Here is a 17,878-nt window from a genome sequence, read left to right on the forward strand (position 1 = left end):
CCTCCCTTATGTCTTGGATTGACTTTTAAATAAAAACAGGATTGAGCTATTTAAGCCGCAAGAGGTAATTCGTAATCATTCCTGCCAAGGGTGCCTCTCATCCATTGCCCTTCACGTTGTCACCGAACACCCGCCGCCAGATGCGTAGCTGGGAAATTCAGGTATCCTCTTGCTGCTGATATGAAATTGTCAAGGTTCACTTTTAGAGGGAATTTATTATTTTGAATTAAGATAGACATTTGCCCCTCCACTAACCGCATGTGTGAAAGGGCAAAAATTAACCTGTTTGAAATTTTTTTAGAAAATTTTTTGAAACAGCAAAAACTTACAAAGTTTCCAGCCTGTCTTTTAGTTTCTGCAATACTTTGTTTTTCCTGTTTCTGATTGTCTTTGTACAACACCCGAAATATTGTGCTGTTTTTTTTACTGTGTACTCTTCAAAAAATAATAGTCTTATCAATTCCATTTCTTCTTCAGACAAATATTTCAGAGCTTCCTGCAGCTCTTGTATTTCTGACAGCCTGATGACTATTTCTTCTGGTGATAATATATGCAAATAACTGTTGTAACTCGTTTCCTCTACTTTTTCTATTCCGCATACACCATTTTTCTGCATTTTTTCAAGCTGGTATCTTTCTTTTCTTCTTGACTGGTACCATGCCAGATATACGTCTCTGGTAACTTCTACGAGAGTTTCATTTACACGCAGCACATACCGTTGTCTTTCCTTTGGTTTTTTACCACGCATCTTTTATTCTCCCTTCTGAAGCACTCCGATCAGTCTGCCTGCATTTCTTCTCATTTTCTGCTTTGCCTGTGAAATACATTTTGATACTGCTGGTTCTGTAATTCCAAACACCCGTGACACTTCTCTTTGTGTCCGCTGCTGAAAATAAATTTGATGGATCACCTGTCTCTGCCGGTCAGTCAGCAGATCCATGAATTCTCCAATAGCTTCTTCTATAATCAGTTTTTCAAGTACATTCTGCCTTTTGTCCACCAATTCGCACCAGCCTTCTGAAATATGGCTATATGAAATGCAATTATTATGTTCTCGTACCTCCCTGTTCCTGCACAGCCGATCTTCACCTTCTAATATCAACCGCACATACCAGGGCTGATTATCAAAAAAATCTTCCTTAACAACTGTTATTTTTCTTCCTGCTTCATATACATAATCTCGACAGGTAAATAAAGGAAAAACCGTTCCATAATCACCTGCACAATAGAAAACATATCCTGTCTGATACGCAATAATTTCCGCACCATCTATCAGTCTCTGCTTTACAACTGCCACATCGTTTTCTCTTAAATACCTGGCGGATGGAACCTTTCTTCTTTCTTCCCTGTTACCTACAACCTGTTTCAATTCCTGCAATGTCAGCATAATTACCACCCTTCTGCCTGCTGGCAACAGGTGCCCATCAGCAGAAAGGATAGGATTATTACTGATCTACTGGCAAAAGGGCAGTAAAAAACAGCTTCCGGCACACCCGTTTTTTTTAACGAGAGCCTGAAACTTCCTTACTGCCCTTTCTGCTAATTTACAGCAGCCTCTATTTTATTTTCCGTCTGATGTCCCGGTCAGACTTCTTTGCATTTCTTTCTGTTTTTATGTTCTTTTCATTTTCCATCAAAACAGAATAGTCTCCCATTGCATCATAGGGACACTGCTTCCGATAGATTAAATTTTCTTGTCTGGTCATCAATCCTGTCTCCCTTCCTTGTTTCTGTCTCTTTCTCTCTGTTTGCTATTTTAACAGCACAAAAAACTATTATCCTTAGCATATATGGGGAGTTTTTTTGTTTTACACCCCATATATGGTGAAATTTCACCTGTACTCATTAAAACTTTCTATCAGTGAATCTATTGTCTGCATGATAATTTTCTGCTCTTTCCATTCCATCTTCTGAATACGATAAAATACTTCCTCAAACTGCTTTCTTTTTTCTGCATCGTCCCTCTCTTTTCCCATCAGGATATTGGCATCTGTTTCCAGGATCTCAATCATCTTCCTGAAAATCTCAACAGACATTGCCGTTTGCCCTCCTTCTATCCTGCTGACCGTATTGACACTGATACCTGCTTTTTCCGCAAAAGATTCCTGTGACAACTTCATTTCCTGCCTGCGTTTTCTGATCCGTTCTCCCAATTCAATAAGTTCTGTGGAAATTGCACGATTGCTCAATACGGTGTCTCCTTTCCTGCAATTTGTCCCAGCTTTACGACATTGTGTCGCAAAGTTCCCCGAAAAAAAGCAGCTAATTTTTGTCTTAGCTGCTTTTCAAAAAATCTATTTCATTTTATTCTCGGTATTTTATGTATCCCTGTAAGAACTGTAATCAGAAAAACGCAGAGATAAATGATCGCCTGTCCAATCATTGCCAGAAGAACGATGCTTCCGATCAATCCTCCGATCAGAAGATTCATTGTCCAGACTGCCAGCGTTCCTCCGAGGTCAAAACCTTTTGGAACCATCCAGACACACATTTTTCCGATTCCAAACGGTATCCCCATCAGAAGTAACAGCAAGAAATAATTGCACTTCCCATCCTGGATACAAAACGGTCTTAATACTGCAAACAATACTGTAATCACCAGCACTGGTGCTATCACTTTTTTAATCATCTTCTTCATGTTCCTTTATCCTCCATACATATCGTGATTAACTTCTGCCTGATAATAACTGTTTATCGTTGCCGGAGCATTATACAGGGCGGTCAGAAGATACGCTTTAATATTCCCAATCTTGGTCGTATTCCGATTCAGACAGAACAGCACATATTCGATATGCGAATAGTTCAATTTCATAAACCTGGTTTTTACCAAAGCAACTGGTTTTTCTACTCCCGCAATGCGAATCATACTGTCCTCCGGCATCATCATAACTTCGATCATCAACTCCACCAGTTCATCTACATCTTCCTTGGCATGATATTGATAATCTATGTTTTCATGAATCACCTCACGATATGCTCTCATCTTCTCCATCACATCTTTTTTCTTTTGGGGATTACCTGATATGATTGGATAAGATTGATTTATCTCAGTTTCACTAATATCAGTCTTGTTAATATCAGTATTATTAGATTGTGATTTCGGGTATTCTGGATTTGTGATTTCCACTATTCTAGAATGATGATTTTCACTATTTTGGAATTGTGATTCTGGAAATTCTGGATTTGTGGTTTCCACCATTCTTGAATTGTGATTTTCACTATTCTGGAATTGTGATTCCCCATAATCCTGAATTGTGGTTTTCACTACTCCTGAATGATGATTTTCACAATTCAGAGAAATGCCTGTTTTCCCCTTGTTTTCTGCTTCTTGTTGCAAATCTGCACATTCCTCATATCTTTCCTGTTTCGATTGCAAATCTGCACAATTACCTGTCGGCTTTTGATCTGGAACCTCTCTGATCATAAAATTTTTCACATAAATAACATTCGGTTTTCCCAGTCCCAGGCGTTTCTTCTCGATCAGCCCGATTCCATTACTGCTGTCCAGCTCTTTTACCAGTTTCACTGCTTTTTGGGTTCCGCAGTTCATCAGCTCTGCAATTTCTTCCACAGTGAAGATAATGTATACTCTGTCCTCTGAATCCAGCCATCTATTTTTAATGCTCAGGCTCATACGGTCCAGCATCAGACCGTATAATATCTTTGCTTCGCAAGAAAGAGTTTTAAAGCATGGTTCTGTAAACAGCACTTTAGGGACACGATAGAAGCTGTATTGTTCCGCTTCCATCCCTGTAAAATAATCAAACTGTATCTTCTGCATCTGCTACTCCTTCTTTGTTTTCTTTCCATTTATCCAAAAGCATAAAAATGACTTCTTCTATCTGTTCTTTAGAATATGTCTCCGGAAAATAATTGCCGATTTTCTTTGCCGGAAGCGTCACATTGATCTTACTGCTTTCCTTTTTTAATAAAACAGCATAGATATAACTCTGGTTTAATTTTCCATTTGCACTGCATTCTTTTAGCTGTTCTGCCTGTTGCTTTGTCGGAAAGATACTGCTGTTGGCAATCACTTCCAGAAGCCACTCCTGCTCCTCTGGTTTCAGATAAGACAGCTTTTCTCCCACAATCATAGGAATTTTATTATTGTCCACATATTCCAACAGAGCATCGGATAATGCCGCCAGACGGATATACCTCTGCACAGTTCTTCCACTGTCCCCTGCAGCTTCACCAACCATATCTGCTGTATATTTCTCACCCTTGCTTCCCTGATGCTTCATTGCATCGTATTTCATCTTATAGGCATGAGCTTTCTCACTTGGCAGTAGATTTTCACGCTGAATGTTGGAATCTACCATAATAATGACCGCTTCATCATCCGTATAATTTCGGACAAGAGCTGGCAATGTAGTTTTTCCACACAGTTCACAGCCTCTTTTTCTTCTATGCCCGGAAATCATCTCATATCCACCCTCTGGTCGAGGTCTTACCAGTGCAGGAGTCAAAACACCGTATGTTTTAATACTCTCTACGGTTTCATCCATTTTTTCATCATCATTTACATGGAACGGATGATTTTTAAAGGGATAGAGCTTTGCCAGATCTATTTCCACAACCTGGTTCATACTCTTTTCCGGTGTTTCCTCTAATCCCAGTAATTCATCATAAGAGGTAAGCTGAATATCTTTTTTCGGTCTACGCATGTTTCAACACCTCCTGAACCAGTTCCAGATAGCTGTCTGCCCCCTTGCTTTTTCCATCATAGGCAAAGATACTTACACCCTCCGATGCTGTTTCTGCAAGGCTTTCTGTTCTCGGAATCGTCTGCTCAAAAATCCTAATGTCACTTCCGTATGTAGTTTTGATTACCTGTTTGTTTCTCTTTGCATTATTGTAACGGCAATTATCCATTGTGAATAAAATGCCTTCTATCTGTAAATCCGGATTGAACCTCTGATGGATTCCCTTAACTACTTTCAGTAATTCCATGAGTCCATCTGCCGCATAATATTGTGGCTGCACTGGAATCAGAACACTGTCCGCTGCACTCAAAGCATTGAGCGTCAGCATTCCCAGGGATGGCATACAGTCAATCAGAATATAATCATACTCATCCTTCAGCAGTTCCAGATACTCTTTCAGCACCTTTTCTCTGTCCTCTACTGTAAATAAAGACATATCCATTCCGGCAAGCAATTTATTGGACGGAATTAGGTCAACACCTTCCTCATGGTGCAGAATTGCTTCTTTCGGATCAAATTCCAGTCCCATGATAATGTTCTCCATCATGCTTTTTAATGTTACCTTGAGATTTTTAGGGAATCCCAATCCCATTGTCAAGTGCCCCTGTGGATCAGCATCTACCAGGACTACTTTTTTCCCTGACTTCACCAGTCCGGCTCCCAGATTGATTGTTGTCGTTGTTTTGGCTACTCCGCCTTTCTGATTTGCAATAGCAATTACTTTACACATATACTTTCCTCCGATTTACTCTTTTTCTTCTACTTCAACATAAACACGAAAATATTTGCTTGTTCCTTTGTTCGTATACGCATCCGATACTTCCAGAACATCCAATTCTTTATGCTTTTCCAAAATACGACGGAACCATTGAATATCCTTTAAAGTACCCTGTAATCTAATTTTCAGCATACATATCCTCCCAGTCTTTGTAAAAACAATACTCTGGATAACGGATTTTAATGGCTTCCCAAAAATACCGGGCATATCCGCAGCAAAACAGATCTTCTACGGTATAATACTGACACTCTTTTAACTGATCTTCCTCTGCTTCATAATCTCCGACACTTGGTGTCCCATTGCAGTAAAGATTAAATGCCATGCGGACGATCCGTAAACTTCCACTGGTCTGCCAACCTTCCTGCAGGGATTCCGTTTTTACACATCCAGTTTTAAAATTATAGATTTTATTCACATTTTCTCTTGTGTCTCTGTCGATACCCAGGCAATAAACCAGAGCCTGATGATAAACATCCTGATATCTGCATTTTTTCAGATATTCCATATAAAATTTTTCGTGTTCCTTGCTCTTGAAAGTAATTGTACGAGAATTGCTATTCTCTGCTCTTAACGCTGTGTTTGTCATTTCTGTTTTCCTCCTAAATTTTAATAAAAAAGACACCCCATTTCTGGAATGCCCTATAAAAAATAGGGACACCCGCTTTTAACAAGTATCCCTATAATCTATCAATTATTTGATAGCTCTCTATTCATTTTCATATTCAGAATTCTTTGTGTTCCCCGTACCGAGGTCTAATGCAACAACAACGGTTACTTTCTTCACAAGGCTCTTTTCTTTGTGATTTTCGCCTATTCTTTTGAAACTGAAAAACTCCACAAAGTGCGTAAATTCAAGGATTTCTACATATTCTTCCTTTGTAGCAACACCACAGTCTCAACGGTACTTTCGTTGTCCCAACAAAGTTCCTGTGTTTCCCTGTCTCCAAAATACACCGGAAAACGGAACTTTATGTGCTTCAGGAATCTGCCATCCGGCTGCTCCTGATCGTAAATGTCCACACGTTCTACAAAGCTGTTGAGAAATTCTTTCTTCTCCAAGTCGGTGAACTTATCATATAGTTTATCAAAATATAAAAGGAATTGATAGACGTTTTCTTCTGATATTTTCTGCTGCTGGATATTCAGCAAACGCTTTTTAACTTCTTCTATGCTATTTTCCACGCCTTCAATTTCATCATACAGCCGATATAACCTTGTCTCCATATCCTGATATTTCTTTTCATAAAATTTGTCCATGATATCCAGGTTATCCATCTGTTGGCCTAGCCTTGCCTTTGCTCCTGTCAACTGCCTATGCTGTTTTTCCAAATTTTCGATTTCTCTTTCAATTTCATCTGTGTCAATCCTTGAACCGATTTTTTTTCGGATCGCTTCTTCAAATTTGGGATTCTGTACCAGTTTCCGGATAACCTCTTCAACTGCATTATTGACCTTATCCTCGCTCCATTGCTTATGGTAATCACATCTGTGACCATTCATTAAACGACGGTGTTTGCAGGCATAATAAAAATAATCCTTATACAAAGTTCCATCTTTCTTTTTCTTTCGGTTCACATTTCCATACATTCCACTTCCACATAGCGGACATTTCAAGATTCCGGATAAAATATGTTCATGATCTAAGCTATGGATTTTCTCATATTTCACTCCATTTTTTACCCTTTTCTGATGTGCCAGTTCCCAATCTGTCTCTGAGATAATCCCTTCATGAATACCATCATATAACATATAATTCTCCTGTTTTACAATACGGTATTCATTTCGTGTTCCAGCAACCTTTTCATTCTTTCTTCGTCCGTAAGCCAGTTTTCCACAGTAAACCGGATTGTCCAAAACACCTTTTATAAAAGAAGCGGCAAATGCATCCAGTGTATTATTCTGTCTCTTTTTCTTTTTATATCCATGCTGATTCAGCCATATGGCGATCGCAGCAATTCCCATATTCGTATGAATAAATTTATCATAAATCAGACGTATGACCTCTGCTTCATCCTCTGCAATCTGTAATTCTCCATTTACCAGTTCATAGCCATATGGAGCAAATCCACCGTTCCATTTCCCTTCTCTGGCTTTCTGTTTACGTCCCTCCATTGTCTGGACAAGGATATTTTCCCTTTCAATCTCTGCCACCGCAGACAGAACGGAAATCATCAGCTTTCCACTATCTTTGGAGCTGTCAATCCCATCCTCAACACAAATCAGATTCACTCCAAAATCCTGCATTCTTTGCAGAGAGTTTAACACATCTGCCGCATTACGGCCAAATCTGGAAAGTTTGAATACCAGTACAAACTGTATCTCATCTGTGCCATTCTCTATATTATCCAGCATTCTCTGAAATTCAGGTCTTCCCTCCACGCTTTTTCCAGATTTACCTTCATCTGAATACTCATTTACGATTTCCATATTTTGAAATTCTGCATAACGCCTTAATTTTTCTTTCTGAGCATCCAGACTGTATCCATCTACCTGCATGGTTGTGGATACTCTGGTATAGATATTACATTTAATTTTTATATTCTTCATAGTCTTTTCCTCTATATAGTAACTCCGCTTTATTGTCCCAACTTTATTTTAGTACTTATTCCAATTCTTTTCAATACTTATTTTCCATGTTGACGCATTTCTCTGTCACTTGTATAATTAAATTAGATATAGAGAATATCTGTTATCAAAATATCGTCCACTTACCGGAAGCATCTAATAAATATCCGGCTTGAAAATTATTTAGAAATTATTTCAGTTTTTGATATTGTGTTTTCATCACACATTGCATATACTATAAATACACAAAAAGCCAGAAATAGAGGAGGTGTTAGTATGGCTACTTCAAGTATTACTCATAATTTTGTCGTATCCAATCCAAATAGTGTAAAGCGTTTTGTCGCAGCGATTGACGAAGCCGATCGTGACCGCACACCAAAGCAGGCACTTCCCGGACGTCAGTTAACAAACCCACAGGAAATCTTAGCTTTAATGTCAAAAAGGAAGAAAAAACATGTCTGATAAATATTTTACCGTTAATATTCGGGCATATTTGGATAAAGACGAACCGACATATATCGGAGAGGAAAGTCTTTACGACTTGCTCTCCGATTTTTCTTGTCCCCAAAATCCCGATGTGGAATACTTTTTATTACATAATGCGGTTGAGTTTACCAAAAAAGATCAATCTATCACTTATCTGGTATTCGATGCCGAAGATGCTTCACTGGTCGGCTATTTTTCTCTTACAGTAAAGCCAATATCTGTCCGGGCTTCAAATATCAGTAAGACGATGGCAAAGAAGCTGTCCCGTGTCAGTATTCTGGATGAAGAAACACAGTCTTACAACACAGCAGCTTACCTGATTGCACAGTTAGGAAAGAACTATTCTCTACCAAAGGAAAAACGAATCCCTGGAAACATCCTGCTGGGATTTGCACTGGAAACCATATCCGGTCTCAAATATTCCGTAGGCGGCGTTATGGAATTTCTTGAATGCGAAGATAATGAATTTCTTCTGAGCTTTTATACACAAAATCATTTCAAGCCATTTGATACCCGTATTACCGCTTCCCAGAACAATGAACCTCACACTCTATATCAGCTTTTGAAATTCATCTGAAAACACATAAAAAGCGGCAGTCTGATTTACATTTAGTATTTCAGGAAACTGCCGCTTCTTTTTCTTCTTTATTCTGTTTTTCTTCCTCCAACTCCCGGAGGACTTCATCGCCGTACTTATCAATCATCCGTACCAGAAAATCAATGCACCGCTCAAATTCAATATTCTGTTGCATAAGCTCCTCCTGTCATTGTTTTAATCTGAGCTTATTTTACAGAATTTCTTCATAAACAACATTGAACCGGAATTGACCGTAAATTGAGAAAATCATGTAACGAAAATCTCTATTTATCTTGAACCGAATATATGTTCGTGGTATGATATACTTATTCAAACCTGTTCACTTAATTTAATCTATAGAAAAGAGGAAATGCCTATTGGATCGTTGTGATTTTAGTTCGATAATGACATATTTAAAAAACCAAATCAGTGAAAGCAATCAGATGAGCCAGCCTGAATTTTTATATGAAATATTTGAAGATTTTTTAGACAGTCCTGAAAACAAAGAATTTACTTTGGATAATGGTCTGGTTTGCCGCTGGATGACAGGCCAGGCGAAAATCAGTCCCAAAATATCTTCTTTTTATGCAAGACCAAGCAATCAGGAAAAACTGGTGAAAACTATACACCAAAATATTGTCCCCTTAATGGCTGACTGCGACAAAGCACTTCAGGATATTTATACCTTATTTATCCATGATTCTTCAATTTCTGAGGCCAAAAAAGCAGAGCTTACCTCTCTATACAAACCTGCCAATTTACGTCTGCTGTTTCTGGCAAAGCTAATTTCTTTTGGTATGGAACGCCCGTTTATTAAACGTGATACCAAAAACCAGAAATTGATCGCAGGTGGTTCCCTCTCACCAATGGTACTGGATTATATTATGGATAGTGAAGTCCCAAGACCATGCCGCCATTTTGTAGGGAGAGAAGATGAAACAACAGAATTACATTCCCTTCTGGAAGATAATAGCAAAGTATTTCTTTACGGAATTGCCGGAATCGGGAAAAGCGAACTGGCAAAATCCTATGCAAAGTACTATAAAAAGCATTACACAAACATCCTGTATTTTGAATATGCCGGAGATTTACATCAATCTGTTACGGATATGGATTTTGCTGATGATTTACCTGAAGATGCCGAAGAAGAACGTTTCCGAAAACACAACCGTTTCCTTCGTTCTTTGAAAGATGATACTTTAATCATCATAGACAACTTCAATGCAACCGCAACACAGGACTCCTTTTTGTCCGTAATGTTAAAATACCGCTGCCGGATTCTTTTTACAACAAGAAGCAAATTCGATAGTTACTGTACCCTGCACTTAAAAGAGATTAAAGAATCATCCAGCCTGTTTCAACTGGTATCTTCCTTTTATTCGGAAGCCGAAGAACATCGGTCACTTGTAGATGAAATCATCGCAACCGTTCATCGTCATACTTTCGCCGTAGAATTAGCAGCAAAGCTTCTGGAAAACGGAATTTTAGCTCCGCAGCAATTACTAGAAAAGCTTCAAAGAGAAAAGGCTTCTCTCGAAAATGAGGACAAAATCAAAGCCTTCAAAGACGGACAGAGCAGTAATGCAACCTACTATTACCATATTCACACCCTATTTTCCCTCTATTCTCTCTCCCAGGAACAAAGGGGAATCATGCGTAATCTGTGCTTTCTTCCTTCTGGTGGTATCTCTGCACGGCTTTGGGCTGAATGGCTTCAATTAAGAAATTTAAATGATATCAACGATCTGATTGAGACAGGTTTTGTACAGTCAAGTCTCCGGCATACTATTTCTCTACATCCACTGATTCAGGAAATTGCCGTTTCCGAGACCGCACCTTCTATTACAAGCTGCCACACGTTATTGGATTCTCTGCGAAAAATATGTTTAATGCATGGCATTGAAGTTAGCTATTATAAAAAATTATTTCAGACAGCAGAAAATATCATCCAATTCATTGAAAAGGATGATATTCCCCAATACCTGTTATTTTTAGAAGATGTTTTTCCATATATGGAGAAGTACCGCTATCAAAAGGGCATGAAAAAAATTGTCCAAGAACTACAGCATTTTGTAAAAGCAAGTACTTACGGGACTGCCTCTGACCGTGCCTTACTATTGGATTATCAGGCAACTCTGGAACCCCAAACAGAAAAAGCGATAAAATTAGAAAAAGAAGCACTTGCTCAAATAAAAGAAATCACAAAAGAAAATGCCCACCTTGTTTCCAACCTCTATTCCAATCTTGGAGGACTTTACCGAACAAACGGACAGCTTGATCTGGCTAAAAAACACATGAAAATGGGTATCTCTCTTTTAGAACAATACCAGCTTCTTTATACTAATGACAGCATTCCCCAGATTAATAATTATGCTGTCCTCTTAATTGAAATACAAGAACCTGACCTTGCCCTGTCTGCTCTTCAGAAATTAGCACAGATTATCAAAGAATATAATTCAAACCACTGTTTGGATTATGCCCAGGTACAGGAATCCCTTGGAAGTATCTGCCTGATCACTGCAAATATTTCGCAAGCGAAAACCCATTTTAAAAAAGCCTTGAAAATTTATGAGGATATATGGGCAGACGAACCCGAATTGATTGAAGAAAAATATCAAGCAATTCAAGAATTGTATCCACAAGCTGGAATTGCTCTGGCAAAAAGTATTCTTCTCACCAAGCACTAACGGTTCCTACAAACACTTGTAAAATATATTGCCTCAATAATGTAAACGCCTAGTTTTGAGATACACTCCAAGACTAGGCGCTTGTCCATTTCCATTTTTTCTTAGACATGGAGCGTTTACATAAGGATCACTTTTCTTTTTTTGACACTTTTCGCTCCTCCTATCTCAAATTTTTTATAGTCTAGGTATATTGCCTTCATCAATGCCTGAGAACTTGTAAATATGCTCCTCTGCTTGTTCAATCTGCGATACATTACAATCATCTCGTCATCAACCTACTGTTTGATACAATATGTCAAATGCATAGTGGCTCAGTTCTATTAGAAATTTATATCTCTAACTCCGCACCAATTCTAAAATTCCTTTTGAAAGGCGATATACTTTATCAACACTTTCCAGTTCTTTATACTTATGCGTAATAAAAACGATAGTCTTATTTTTTAATTCACTATGTAATAACTCACGTAAAGCTTCATTTGATTCAACATCAAATCCTTCTGTAGCCTCATCCATAAGTAAAATGTCTGCATTTTTCAGCAGAGCCCTAGCTACAGCTATCTTTTGTCTTTCTCCTCCAGAAAGTTTTGCACCATCTTGTCCAATTTTTTGTCCAAATCCATGATCCAATTTTTCAATAAAACCTAAAGCACCACTTTTTCTACATGCTTCAACAACTGCATCTCTTGACGCCTTTCCATCGATATTAACATTCTCCTCTATAGTCCCTTGGAATAGATATGGCCTTTGGCTTATAACCGCAATTCTATTTCTCATATCTTGTATATCCATCAATTCCACAGGAGCTCCATACAATTTTATTATTCCTTTTTGTGGCCGGTAGAATCCCGCCAAAAGGTTCAAAAGTGTTGATTTGCCACTTCCATTTTCTCCTACGATCGCAATTCGTTCCCCTTTTTTTACACATAGTGAAATACCATTTAAAATAGGGTGTCCTGGTTCATAACCAAAGACAAGATTTTTTACTTCAAAAACCATATCCCTATCTTGATAAATTTTCTCAGGTTTCATTTCACATAATTTCATTTCCAATTCTTCCGGTTGTCCCCATAACTCAAAAAGACGTTTTGCCGATGGCTCAATTTGCGCAAAATAATATTTAATGTTTATCAATGCTGAAATTGGATTTACAACATATGCACTATATGTAATAAAAGCAAATGCTCCGCCTATAGTGAATTCTCCTTTTATTATAAAAAGCCCACTTAATATATATAATAACGCATTTACAACCGTGTCTATTACTACAACACTGACAGTACTATATTCATCTAGCATGCCTTACTACTTTCAAATATTTCTTCCTCTTGATTCAAAAGAATAATATCAGGTTCATAAGCTATATATACTGTATAAAGGATATCGTTCAATGACTCATTGGAATCGTCATAATATTCTAAAGGAATTACATTTTCATCTAAAGGATTTTTCTGCAGATTTATTGCGTAATAACCGTTCTGACTAAGTCCCATAATTCTATATCACTACATATGCTTGTGATAATTCCGACGCATACAGCGCCATGGAATGATTTATCGTCTTTATACTCACTTGGATCGCATTTAGAAGCCAAAAAAGATTTATGAACAATCCTTTGATTCCTGTTATTTCTCATATGATAAGGTATACCGTTATCAATCAATGCGAGCTTAATCATTTGCACTATTCCTATTCTTACCTGTTATATATCCAAGCCAAATATCGCATATTTATTATTCTCATGATAAACCTTGTAATTCTATGGTCAATAAAAATTCAAGTGTCGCTGAACCCTAATATGCTTCTCCAATCACACTGCCATCATAAGCATTGATCACATAAGAAAGCTCCTGTAGAGAATTTCCACCAATACTTTCCCTGACAGTAAAAATCCATGCTGGAACCAACCATGCGTGTTTCGGCTCCTGATAGGCTGTGGTATAAGTATACTGCAATTTTGCGTTTACCACATCATACTCCAGTGCGGTAGTGTCGTTGGCAGACTGGCCTTTTCCGGAATACCAATAAAAAATCTGATCTGTCAGCTTTGCCTGTATTTTTTCAAAAGGCAGAAGCTTTGTATTTTCCGTCACCGTACAGACTTCTTCCGATATCCCATCCCATTTAAAATATTTAATTCCTTCCTCTGTTATCAGAATAGAGATTGTTTCTACCTGGAACGGAGGCACATAACTATCCACTGTTTCTTCCGCAACCACGCCATCAGGAACTGAAGTAATACCCTCTACACTTTTCGAAAAACAATACAGATATCCCGGTAATCCTCTATCCAGATCTCCCTGCCACAAAGCATCACTACCAAGTCCCAGACCATTGCGCTCTGAACATGCGCCATTCGGGAACCACACGGTACGATCAGAATCTACAAGGCCCATTCCATCGATACCTAAATCCTCTAAAACTTGTTCTGCCTGTTCCTTTCCATCTTCCTCTGTAAAGGTGATCTTGTCCATGCACTTTCGATACGCATCTGCCAGTTCATGAAATTTCTCTGTATAGCCGTTGGTATCCATGCCAAAGCTACTGTAATACTCACTCTGCATTTCCTCAGTTTCTATTGTTTCTTCTTCTATAAAATTAGAACCCTCCATCCAGAGAAAACTACTGTCATTGTCAATTTCCTGATTATACCGCTCTGCTTCTATATATGCCTTCCTGTCCTCGCCCACATCTGCAGTAAAATAATCCTCTGTATCTGTGTTTTCCAATTCAGTACTCATCCAACTCCGTGCCGCTTCCACACCGTGATCCTCTGTTTTTTTTTGAAATTTTATCTCCATCTTTTCCGGTGCAGACGCTTCATCCGGTGCAAGCTCCATCCCCTCTCGGGTTGCGTTTTGAATCCCTGCAATCGATGTAGAATATGCTGATTGCAAGTAACTTCCTTCCTTGCTGGAAATCCTGTCTAACACTTCCTGATACGCATCCTTTGTCACCATCTGTGGCATATATAGTTCCTCACCGTCCGTAAAATAATCAATCAATCCATTCAGTTCTTCCTGCGTTAACTCGTGATTTTGCATCTCTATGACTGGAAGATTGCCAATGCTTTGTTCGGCCAACTTAATATCTGCCTGGATAACCACACGGTCGTTGCTTTTCTTTTCTTCAAATTTCCAATGCGTTGGAACATTTGTCTCTCTCTTTTCTCCTTTTTTAAGAGGTTCACAGACAGCCGCCTCGCTAATCCCATCCACTTTGCTGACTACCGAACTCTCCTCTGGTGTTTCCTGACAGCTGGAAAGAATAATACACAACGCACCTACCATAATTGCTAAAACACTTTTTTTCATTTTTCCTCCATATATCTTATAGAATTGTCGCTTTTTCACGAAACTTCAATTATAAACTCTTTCCCCCGTATTTTTATTTTATCTGCGTCAGGACACCTGCATCCATCTCACAGATCGTATCGCAGAGCCATTCGATCTCCAGCATGTTATGTGCTGCGATAAGAATAGTCTTCCCTCGTTCCTTTAATCCCCGCAAAAGCTCGCAGACCTCTCCTGCCCCCTGCTTGTCCAGACCATTAAAAGGCTCGTCCAATATCAAAAGCTCCGGATCTTCCATGATTGCCTGTGCGATACCAAGACGTTCACGCATTCCAAGAGAATACTGTCCTACCTTCTTTTTAGACAGAGGATCAAGCCCTAGGGCACGCATCGTCGCCCTCACATCGTCATCGGAAATACGGTGTTTCAGAGACGCCAGTCTCTTTAAATTCGCAAAACCGCTGAGATCCAGAAAGAAGCCAGGGTTTTCAATGATAATGCCTACGGAATCTGGAAAGTCCAGCTCCTTCCCGATCTGTTTTCCCCCTACGAGCACTGTGCCGCTCTCAGGTTGTAAAAATCCACAGATGCATTTAAACATTACGGTTTTCCCTGAACCGTTAAACCCCATAATCCCATGAATCTTCCCTTTTTCAAAATCATGGGTAATGTTCTTTAATACTTTTTCTTTTTGAAAGGATTTTGTCAGTCCCTTCAACCTGATTGCATATTCCATTTTGCCCTCCATTTATTCGTTTGTCTGCGTAAAAGAGAAATTATAGCCCTTAATTCGGACGGCTGACAAGCCGATCAGCGCTATGATTAATATTGCAAATATGAACATGCTCATCCCGATCCCTGGCAGGTAATCATAACCAAAGCTGTGCATGGGAAAGGTAGCTTGGTTCAACGGAGACAGCCAGCCGCAGAACACGTTCGCCCTATATTCCTGACTTTCTGTAAAATGAAACAGTTTCCGGAAAACATCTGGGTTCAGCAGGAGCCCATACAGACTGACTGCAAAAGCACCGATCACCCCTGCCATATTTCCCGCAGCCAGATTTAAAAACAACATGAGAACTGCGATAAAAAGAGTATATAAAAGTACAAGTCCAAACACTATTGCTGCGCACATATAAGGAGTTGAGCTTTCCATTGTTTTTATGGAAACAGGAACGGTTATGCTCTCCCCACCGCCATAGCCCAACATTGCCGCTGTTTCGCTCCACACATTTCCCGTAAAGGAAAAGGGAGCTCCCATAATTCCAAGCATCACAGCCAAAAAAATATTATAGATCACAGTCGCCAGGATCACATAGATAATCTGACCCGCAAGCCATATCTTCCGTTTTGTGCGTACAAGCCAATACGGAGTTGCCTGACTGATAAATGGCATGTCCGCAAAGAGCAGGATTAAAAGCAGGGAGGACAGCATAACAGAGGATGCATCCCCATATGTCCAAATAAACGGCTCGAATACCTGAAGGATTGTCTCATATTTTATCGCATGGGAAATAATCTGATCCGACAGCATCAGACATAATATAGCTGCCAAAATAAAGGTCATCCAGATCCTCGGACTTTTTTTCCATCCATAGAAATTCTGGCCTGCAATCCAAAAAGCCTGTTTAATATCACGCATACCGCAACCTTCTTTCTATTGCGCACATAAAGATCAGTGCCGTTAAAAAACTTCCAACCGCTAATATAGCAATGCAGAAGATATCATTGTAGTAAATAGACGCCGCCCAATAGCGGGGACTCAGAAAGAATGCTTTTTGATAGTAACGCTCCTGAAATACGGTCAGGACATAATAAAGAATAAAAGGAACGGCATAGGACATATAGCGATTTTTTGTTATGACAGCCGACGTACCGCCAATTAGCGCCCAAAAAGCGCCATTTAAAAACAATCTCAGAAAGCTTACCGCCGTTCTGCCCACAAGCACTGCCATCTCATAATTTCCGTCAATCAGAGAAGGATACTGACCGAACCTCAGTATACAGATTACAAGAAGGAACACCATGGCTAAAAAAGCTGTCAAACCTCCGGAGACCAACAATCCTGCTGCTTTTCCTACGAGATACTGTTTTCTCCCTGAACGGATATAACTGAACAGAAAAAAACGACTGTGCAGCTCAGCCTCCGTATTCTCTCCACCCGCAAAAGCAACGGCAATGGGAACAAACAGAAGCATATTAACGCTGTTCATACAATAGGTGTATGCTACGAACCAGCCTGGTCCTTCTGCAGATCCGCCTGCATTTATGATCTTCTGCAACATCTCATGCTCAGACATCAGGGTAGCCGAAACGATTAGAAAAATCCCCAAAATAAAGCGAATGCTTCGAATATTGTTTTTTATGTCCGTTGCCAACACATTTCTCATACGCTTTTCTCCTCACTTCAAACAGCTATAGACTTGATTTTTTTATTTTTATAAAATCCTAGTTTTTTGCAATAATATCACTATTTGTATAAAACTACACTCCTTATCAAACAACAGTTAAGGACTTGCAAAAACTGTTGTTCCTACTGAAAGCATTGCAACAGCTGTAAAAATTGATAATATTTTAAATTTTCTATTATTCTAAGTTCTACAAATACATAAGCCGCCAGTTAAGTACGATTAGTTTTATTATAATTCAATAAATTCCATCCAACTTTCCACATTTTATTGTACAATTTTACCATTTATATAATAACATGTCAACATTTAATGAACGTTTATAACAAAAAAATGCAGGGCTATAAAAAACTAAAGAAATTGCTCTATTTTACAAAATTA

The 17,878-nt window shown here is 38.9% G+C and carries 21 protein-coding genes; 3 read left to right on the plus strand and 18 right to left on the minus strand.

The window, feature by feature from the left end; translation table 11 throughout:
- Nucleotides 1-325 precede the first annotated feature (325 nt).
- The 11 genes from LQE94_RS13000 to LQE94_RS13050 all read right to left on the minus strand — a co-directional run bounded on the left by LQE94_RS13000 (nt 326) and on the right by LQE94_RS13050 (nt 8,031).
- Nucleotides 326-748, minus strand: coding sequence for an RNA polymerase sigma factor (locus LQE94_RS13000; protein WP_015540938.1), 423 nt, complete (start codon nt 746-748; stop codon nt 326-328).
- 3 nt (nt 749-751) lie between these two features.
- Nucleotides 752-1,387 carry a sigma-70 family RNA polymerase sigma factor gene (locus LQE94_RS13005; RefSeq protein ID WP_004612797.1) on the minus strand — a complete coding sequence of 212 codons (636 nt, stop codon included), beginning with the start codon at nt 1,385-1,387 and terminating at the stop codon, nt 752-754.
- Nucleotides 1,388-1,556: 169 nt separating this feature from the next.
- Complete coding sequence (locus LQE94_RS13010; RefSeq protein ID WP_004612798.1) at nt 1,557-1,706, minus strand: hypothetical protein; 150 nt, start codon at nt 1,704-1,706, stop codon at nt 1,557-1,559.
- 126 nt (nt 1,707-1,832) lie between these two features.
- Complete coding sequence (locus LQE94_RS13015; RefSeq protein ID WP_083864366.1) at nt 1,833-2,189, minus strand: helix-turn-helix domain-containing protein; 357 nt, start codon at nt 2,187-2,189, stop codon at nt 1,833-1,835.
- A 110-nt stretch (nt 2,190-2,299) separates the two neighbouring features.
- Nucleotides 2,300-2,638: a DUF6050 family protein gene (locus tag LQE94_RS13020; RefSeq protein ID WP_118040676.1), complete on the minus strand. Its 339-nt coding sequence runs from the start codon at nt 2,636-2,638 to the stop codon at nt 2,300-2,302.
- Between the two features lie 6 nt (nt 2,639-2,644).
- On the minus strand, nt 2,645-3,781 hold the full coding sequence (locus LQE94_RS13025) for a DUF6017 domain-containing protein (RefSeq protein WP_240577901.1): 1,137 nt from the start codon (nt 3,779-3,781) through the stop codon (nt 2,645-2,647).
- On the minus strand, nt 3,762-4,667 hold the full coding sequence (locus tag LQE94_RS13030; RefSeq protein WP_128867644.1) for a ParB/RepB/Spo0J family partition protein: 906 nt from the start codon (nt 4,665-4,667) through the stop codon (nt 3,762-3,764). The genes LQE94_RS13025 and LQE94_RS13030 overlap by 20 nt, the downstream gene beginning before the upstream one ends.
- Nucleotides 4,660-5,436, minus strand: coding sequence for a ParA family protein (locus LQE94_RS13035; RefSeq protein WP_128867643.1), 777 nt, complete (start codon nt 5,434-5,436; stop codon nt 4,660-4,662). The genes LQE94_RS13030 and LQE94_RS13035 overlap by 8 nt, the downstream gene beginning before the upstream one ends.
- Before the next feature lie 15 nt (nt 5,437-5,451).
- Nucleotides 5,452-5,616: a hypothetical protein gene (locus LQE94_RS13040; RefSeq protein WP_182465586.1), complete on the minus strand. Its 165-nt coding sequence runs from the start codon at nt 5,614-5,616 to the stop codon at nt 5,452-5,454.
- Entirely contained in the window at nt 5,603-6,070 is a 468-nt protein-coding gene (locus LQE94_RS13045; protein ID WP_002594293.1) for a DUF6075 family protein, read from the minus strand. The genes LQE94_RS13040 and LQE94_RS13045 overlap by 14 nt, the downstream gene beginning before the upstream one ends.
- 275 nt (nt 6,071-6,345) lie before the next feature.
- On the minus strand, nt 6,346-8,031 hold the full coding sequence (locus LQE94_RS13050) for a recombinase family protein (RefSeq protein WP_240577902.1): 1,686 nt from the start codon (nt 8,029-8,031) through the stop codon (nt 6,346-6,348).
- A gap of 294 nt (nt 8,032-8,325) precedes the next feature.
- Here LQE94_RS13050 and LQE94_RS13055 point away from each other — a divergent pair, with 294 nt between their 5' ends.
- Complete coding sequence (locus tag LQE94_RS13055; RefSeq protein WP_117636859.1) at nt 8,326-8,511, plus strand: hypothetical protein; 186 nt, start codon at nt 8,326-8,328, stop codon at nt 8,509-8,511.
- The gene (locus tag LQE94_RS13060) at nt 8,504-9,112 is read left to right on the plus strand and encodes a GNAT family acetyltransferase (RefSeq protein ID WP_117636858.1); all 609 of its coding nucleotides are present in this window, start codon (nt 8,504-8,506) and stop codon (nt 9,110-9,112) included. The genes LQE94_RS13055 and LQE94_RS13060 overlap by 8 nt, the downstream gene beginning before the upstream one ends.
- Nucleotides 9,113-9,152: 40 nt before the next feature.
- On the opposite strand, the gene LQE94_RS16260 is transcribed toward LQE94_RS13060, so the two are convergent.
- On the minus strand, nt 9,153-9,287 hold the full coding sequence (locus tag LQE94_RS16260) for a hypothetical protein (RefSeq protein WP_255646893.1): 135 nt from the start codon (nt 9,285-9,287) through the stop codon (nt 9,153-9,155).
- Nucleotides 9,288-9,555: 268 nt separating this feature from the next.
- Here LQE94_RS16260 and LQE94_RS13065 point away from each other — a divergent pair, with 268 nt between their 5' ends.
- Nucleotides 9,556-11,799: a tetratricopeptide repeat protein gene (locus LQE94_RS13065; RefSeq protein WP_117996915.1), complete on the plus strand. Its 2,244-nt coding sequence runs from the start codon at nt 9,556-9,558 to the stop codon at nt 11,797-11,799.
- Between the two features lie 336 nt (nt 11,800-12,135).
- Here the strand turns inward: LQE94_RS13065 and LQE94_RS13070 are convergent, their stop codons facing one another.
- The 6 genes from LQE94_RS13070 to LQE94_RS13095 all read right to left on the minus strand — a co-directional run bounded on the left by LQE94_RS13070 (nt 12,136) and on the right by LQE94_RS13095 (nt 17,479).
- The gene (locus LQE94_RS13070; RefSeq protein WP_226817998.1) at nt 12,136-13,095 is read right to left on the minus strand and encodes an ATP-binding cassette domain-containing protein; all 960 of its coding nucleotides are present in this window, start codon (nt 13,093-13,095) and stop codon (nt 12,136-12,138) included.
- Nucleotides 13,089-13,289: a hypothetical protein gene (locus LQE94_RS13075; RefSeq protein WP_240577903.1), complete on the minus strand. Its 201-nt coding sequence runs from the start codon at nt 13,287-13,289 to the stop codon at nt 13,089-13,091. The genes LQE94_RS13070 and LQE94_RS13075 overlap by 7 nt, the downstream gene beginning before the upstream one ends.
- Nucleotides 13,290-13,589: 300 nt before the next feature.
- Nucleotides 13,590-15,110: a DUF6034 family protein gene (locus tag LQE94_RS13080; protein WP_117636856.1), complete on the minus strand. Its 1,521-nt coding sequence runs from the start codon at nt 15,108-15,110 to the stop codon at nt 13,590-13,592.
- A gap of 73 nt (nt 15,111-15,183) precedes the next feature.
- The gene (locus LQE94_RS13085; RefSeq protein WP_009245407.1) at nt 15,184-15,825 is read right to left on the minus strand and encodes an ABC transporter ATP-binding protein; all 642 of its coding nucleotides are present in this window, start codon (nt 15,823-15,825) and stop codon (nt 15,184-15,186) included.
- A gap of 12 nt (nt 15,826-15,837) precedes the next feature.
- Nucleotides 15,838-16,731, minus strand: a complete 894-nt coding sequence (locus LQE94_RS13090) for a hypothetical protein (protein WP_005428264.1) — start codon at nt 16,729-16,731, stop codon at nt 15,838-15,840.
- Nucleotides 16,724-17,479, minus strand: coding sequence for a hypothetical protein (locus LQE94_RS13095; RefSeq protein ID WP_005428267.1), 756 nt, complete (start codon nt 17,477-17,479; stop codon nt 16,724-16,726). Before LQE94_RS13095 ends, LQE94_RS13090 begins: the two co-directional genes overlap by 8 nt.
- Nucleotides 17,480-17,878: the final 399 nt, after the last annotated feature.

Origin of the sequence: Mediterraneibacter sp. NSJ-151 (assembly GCF_022487435.1) — a bacterium.
Lineage (GTDB): Bacteria > Bacillota > Clostridia > Lachnospirales > Lachnospiraceae > Schaedlerella > Schaedlerella hominis.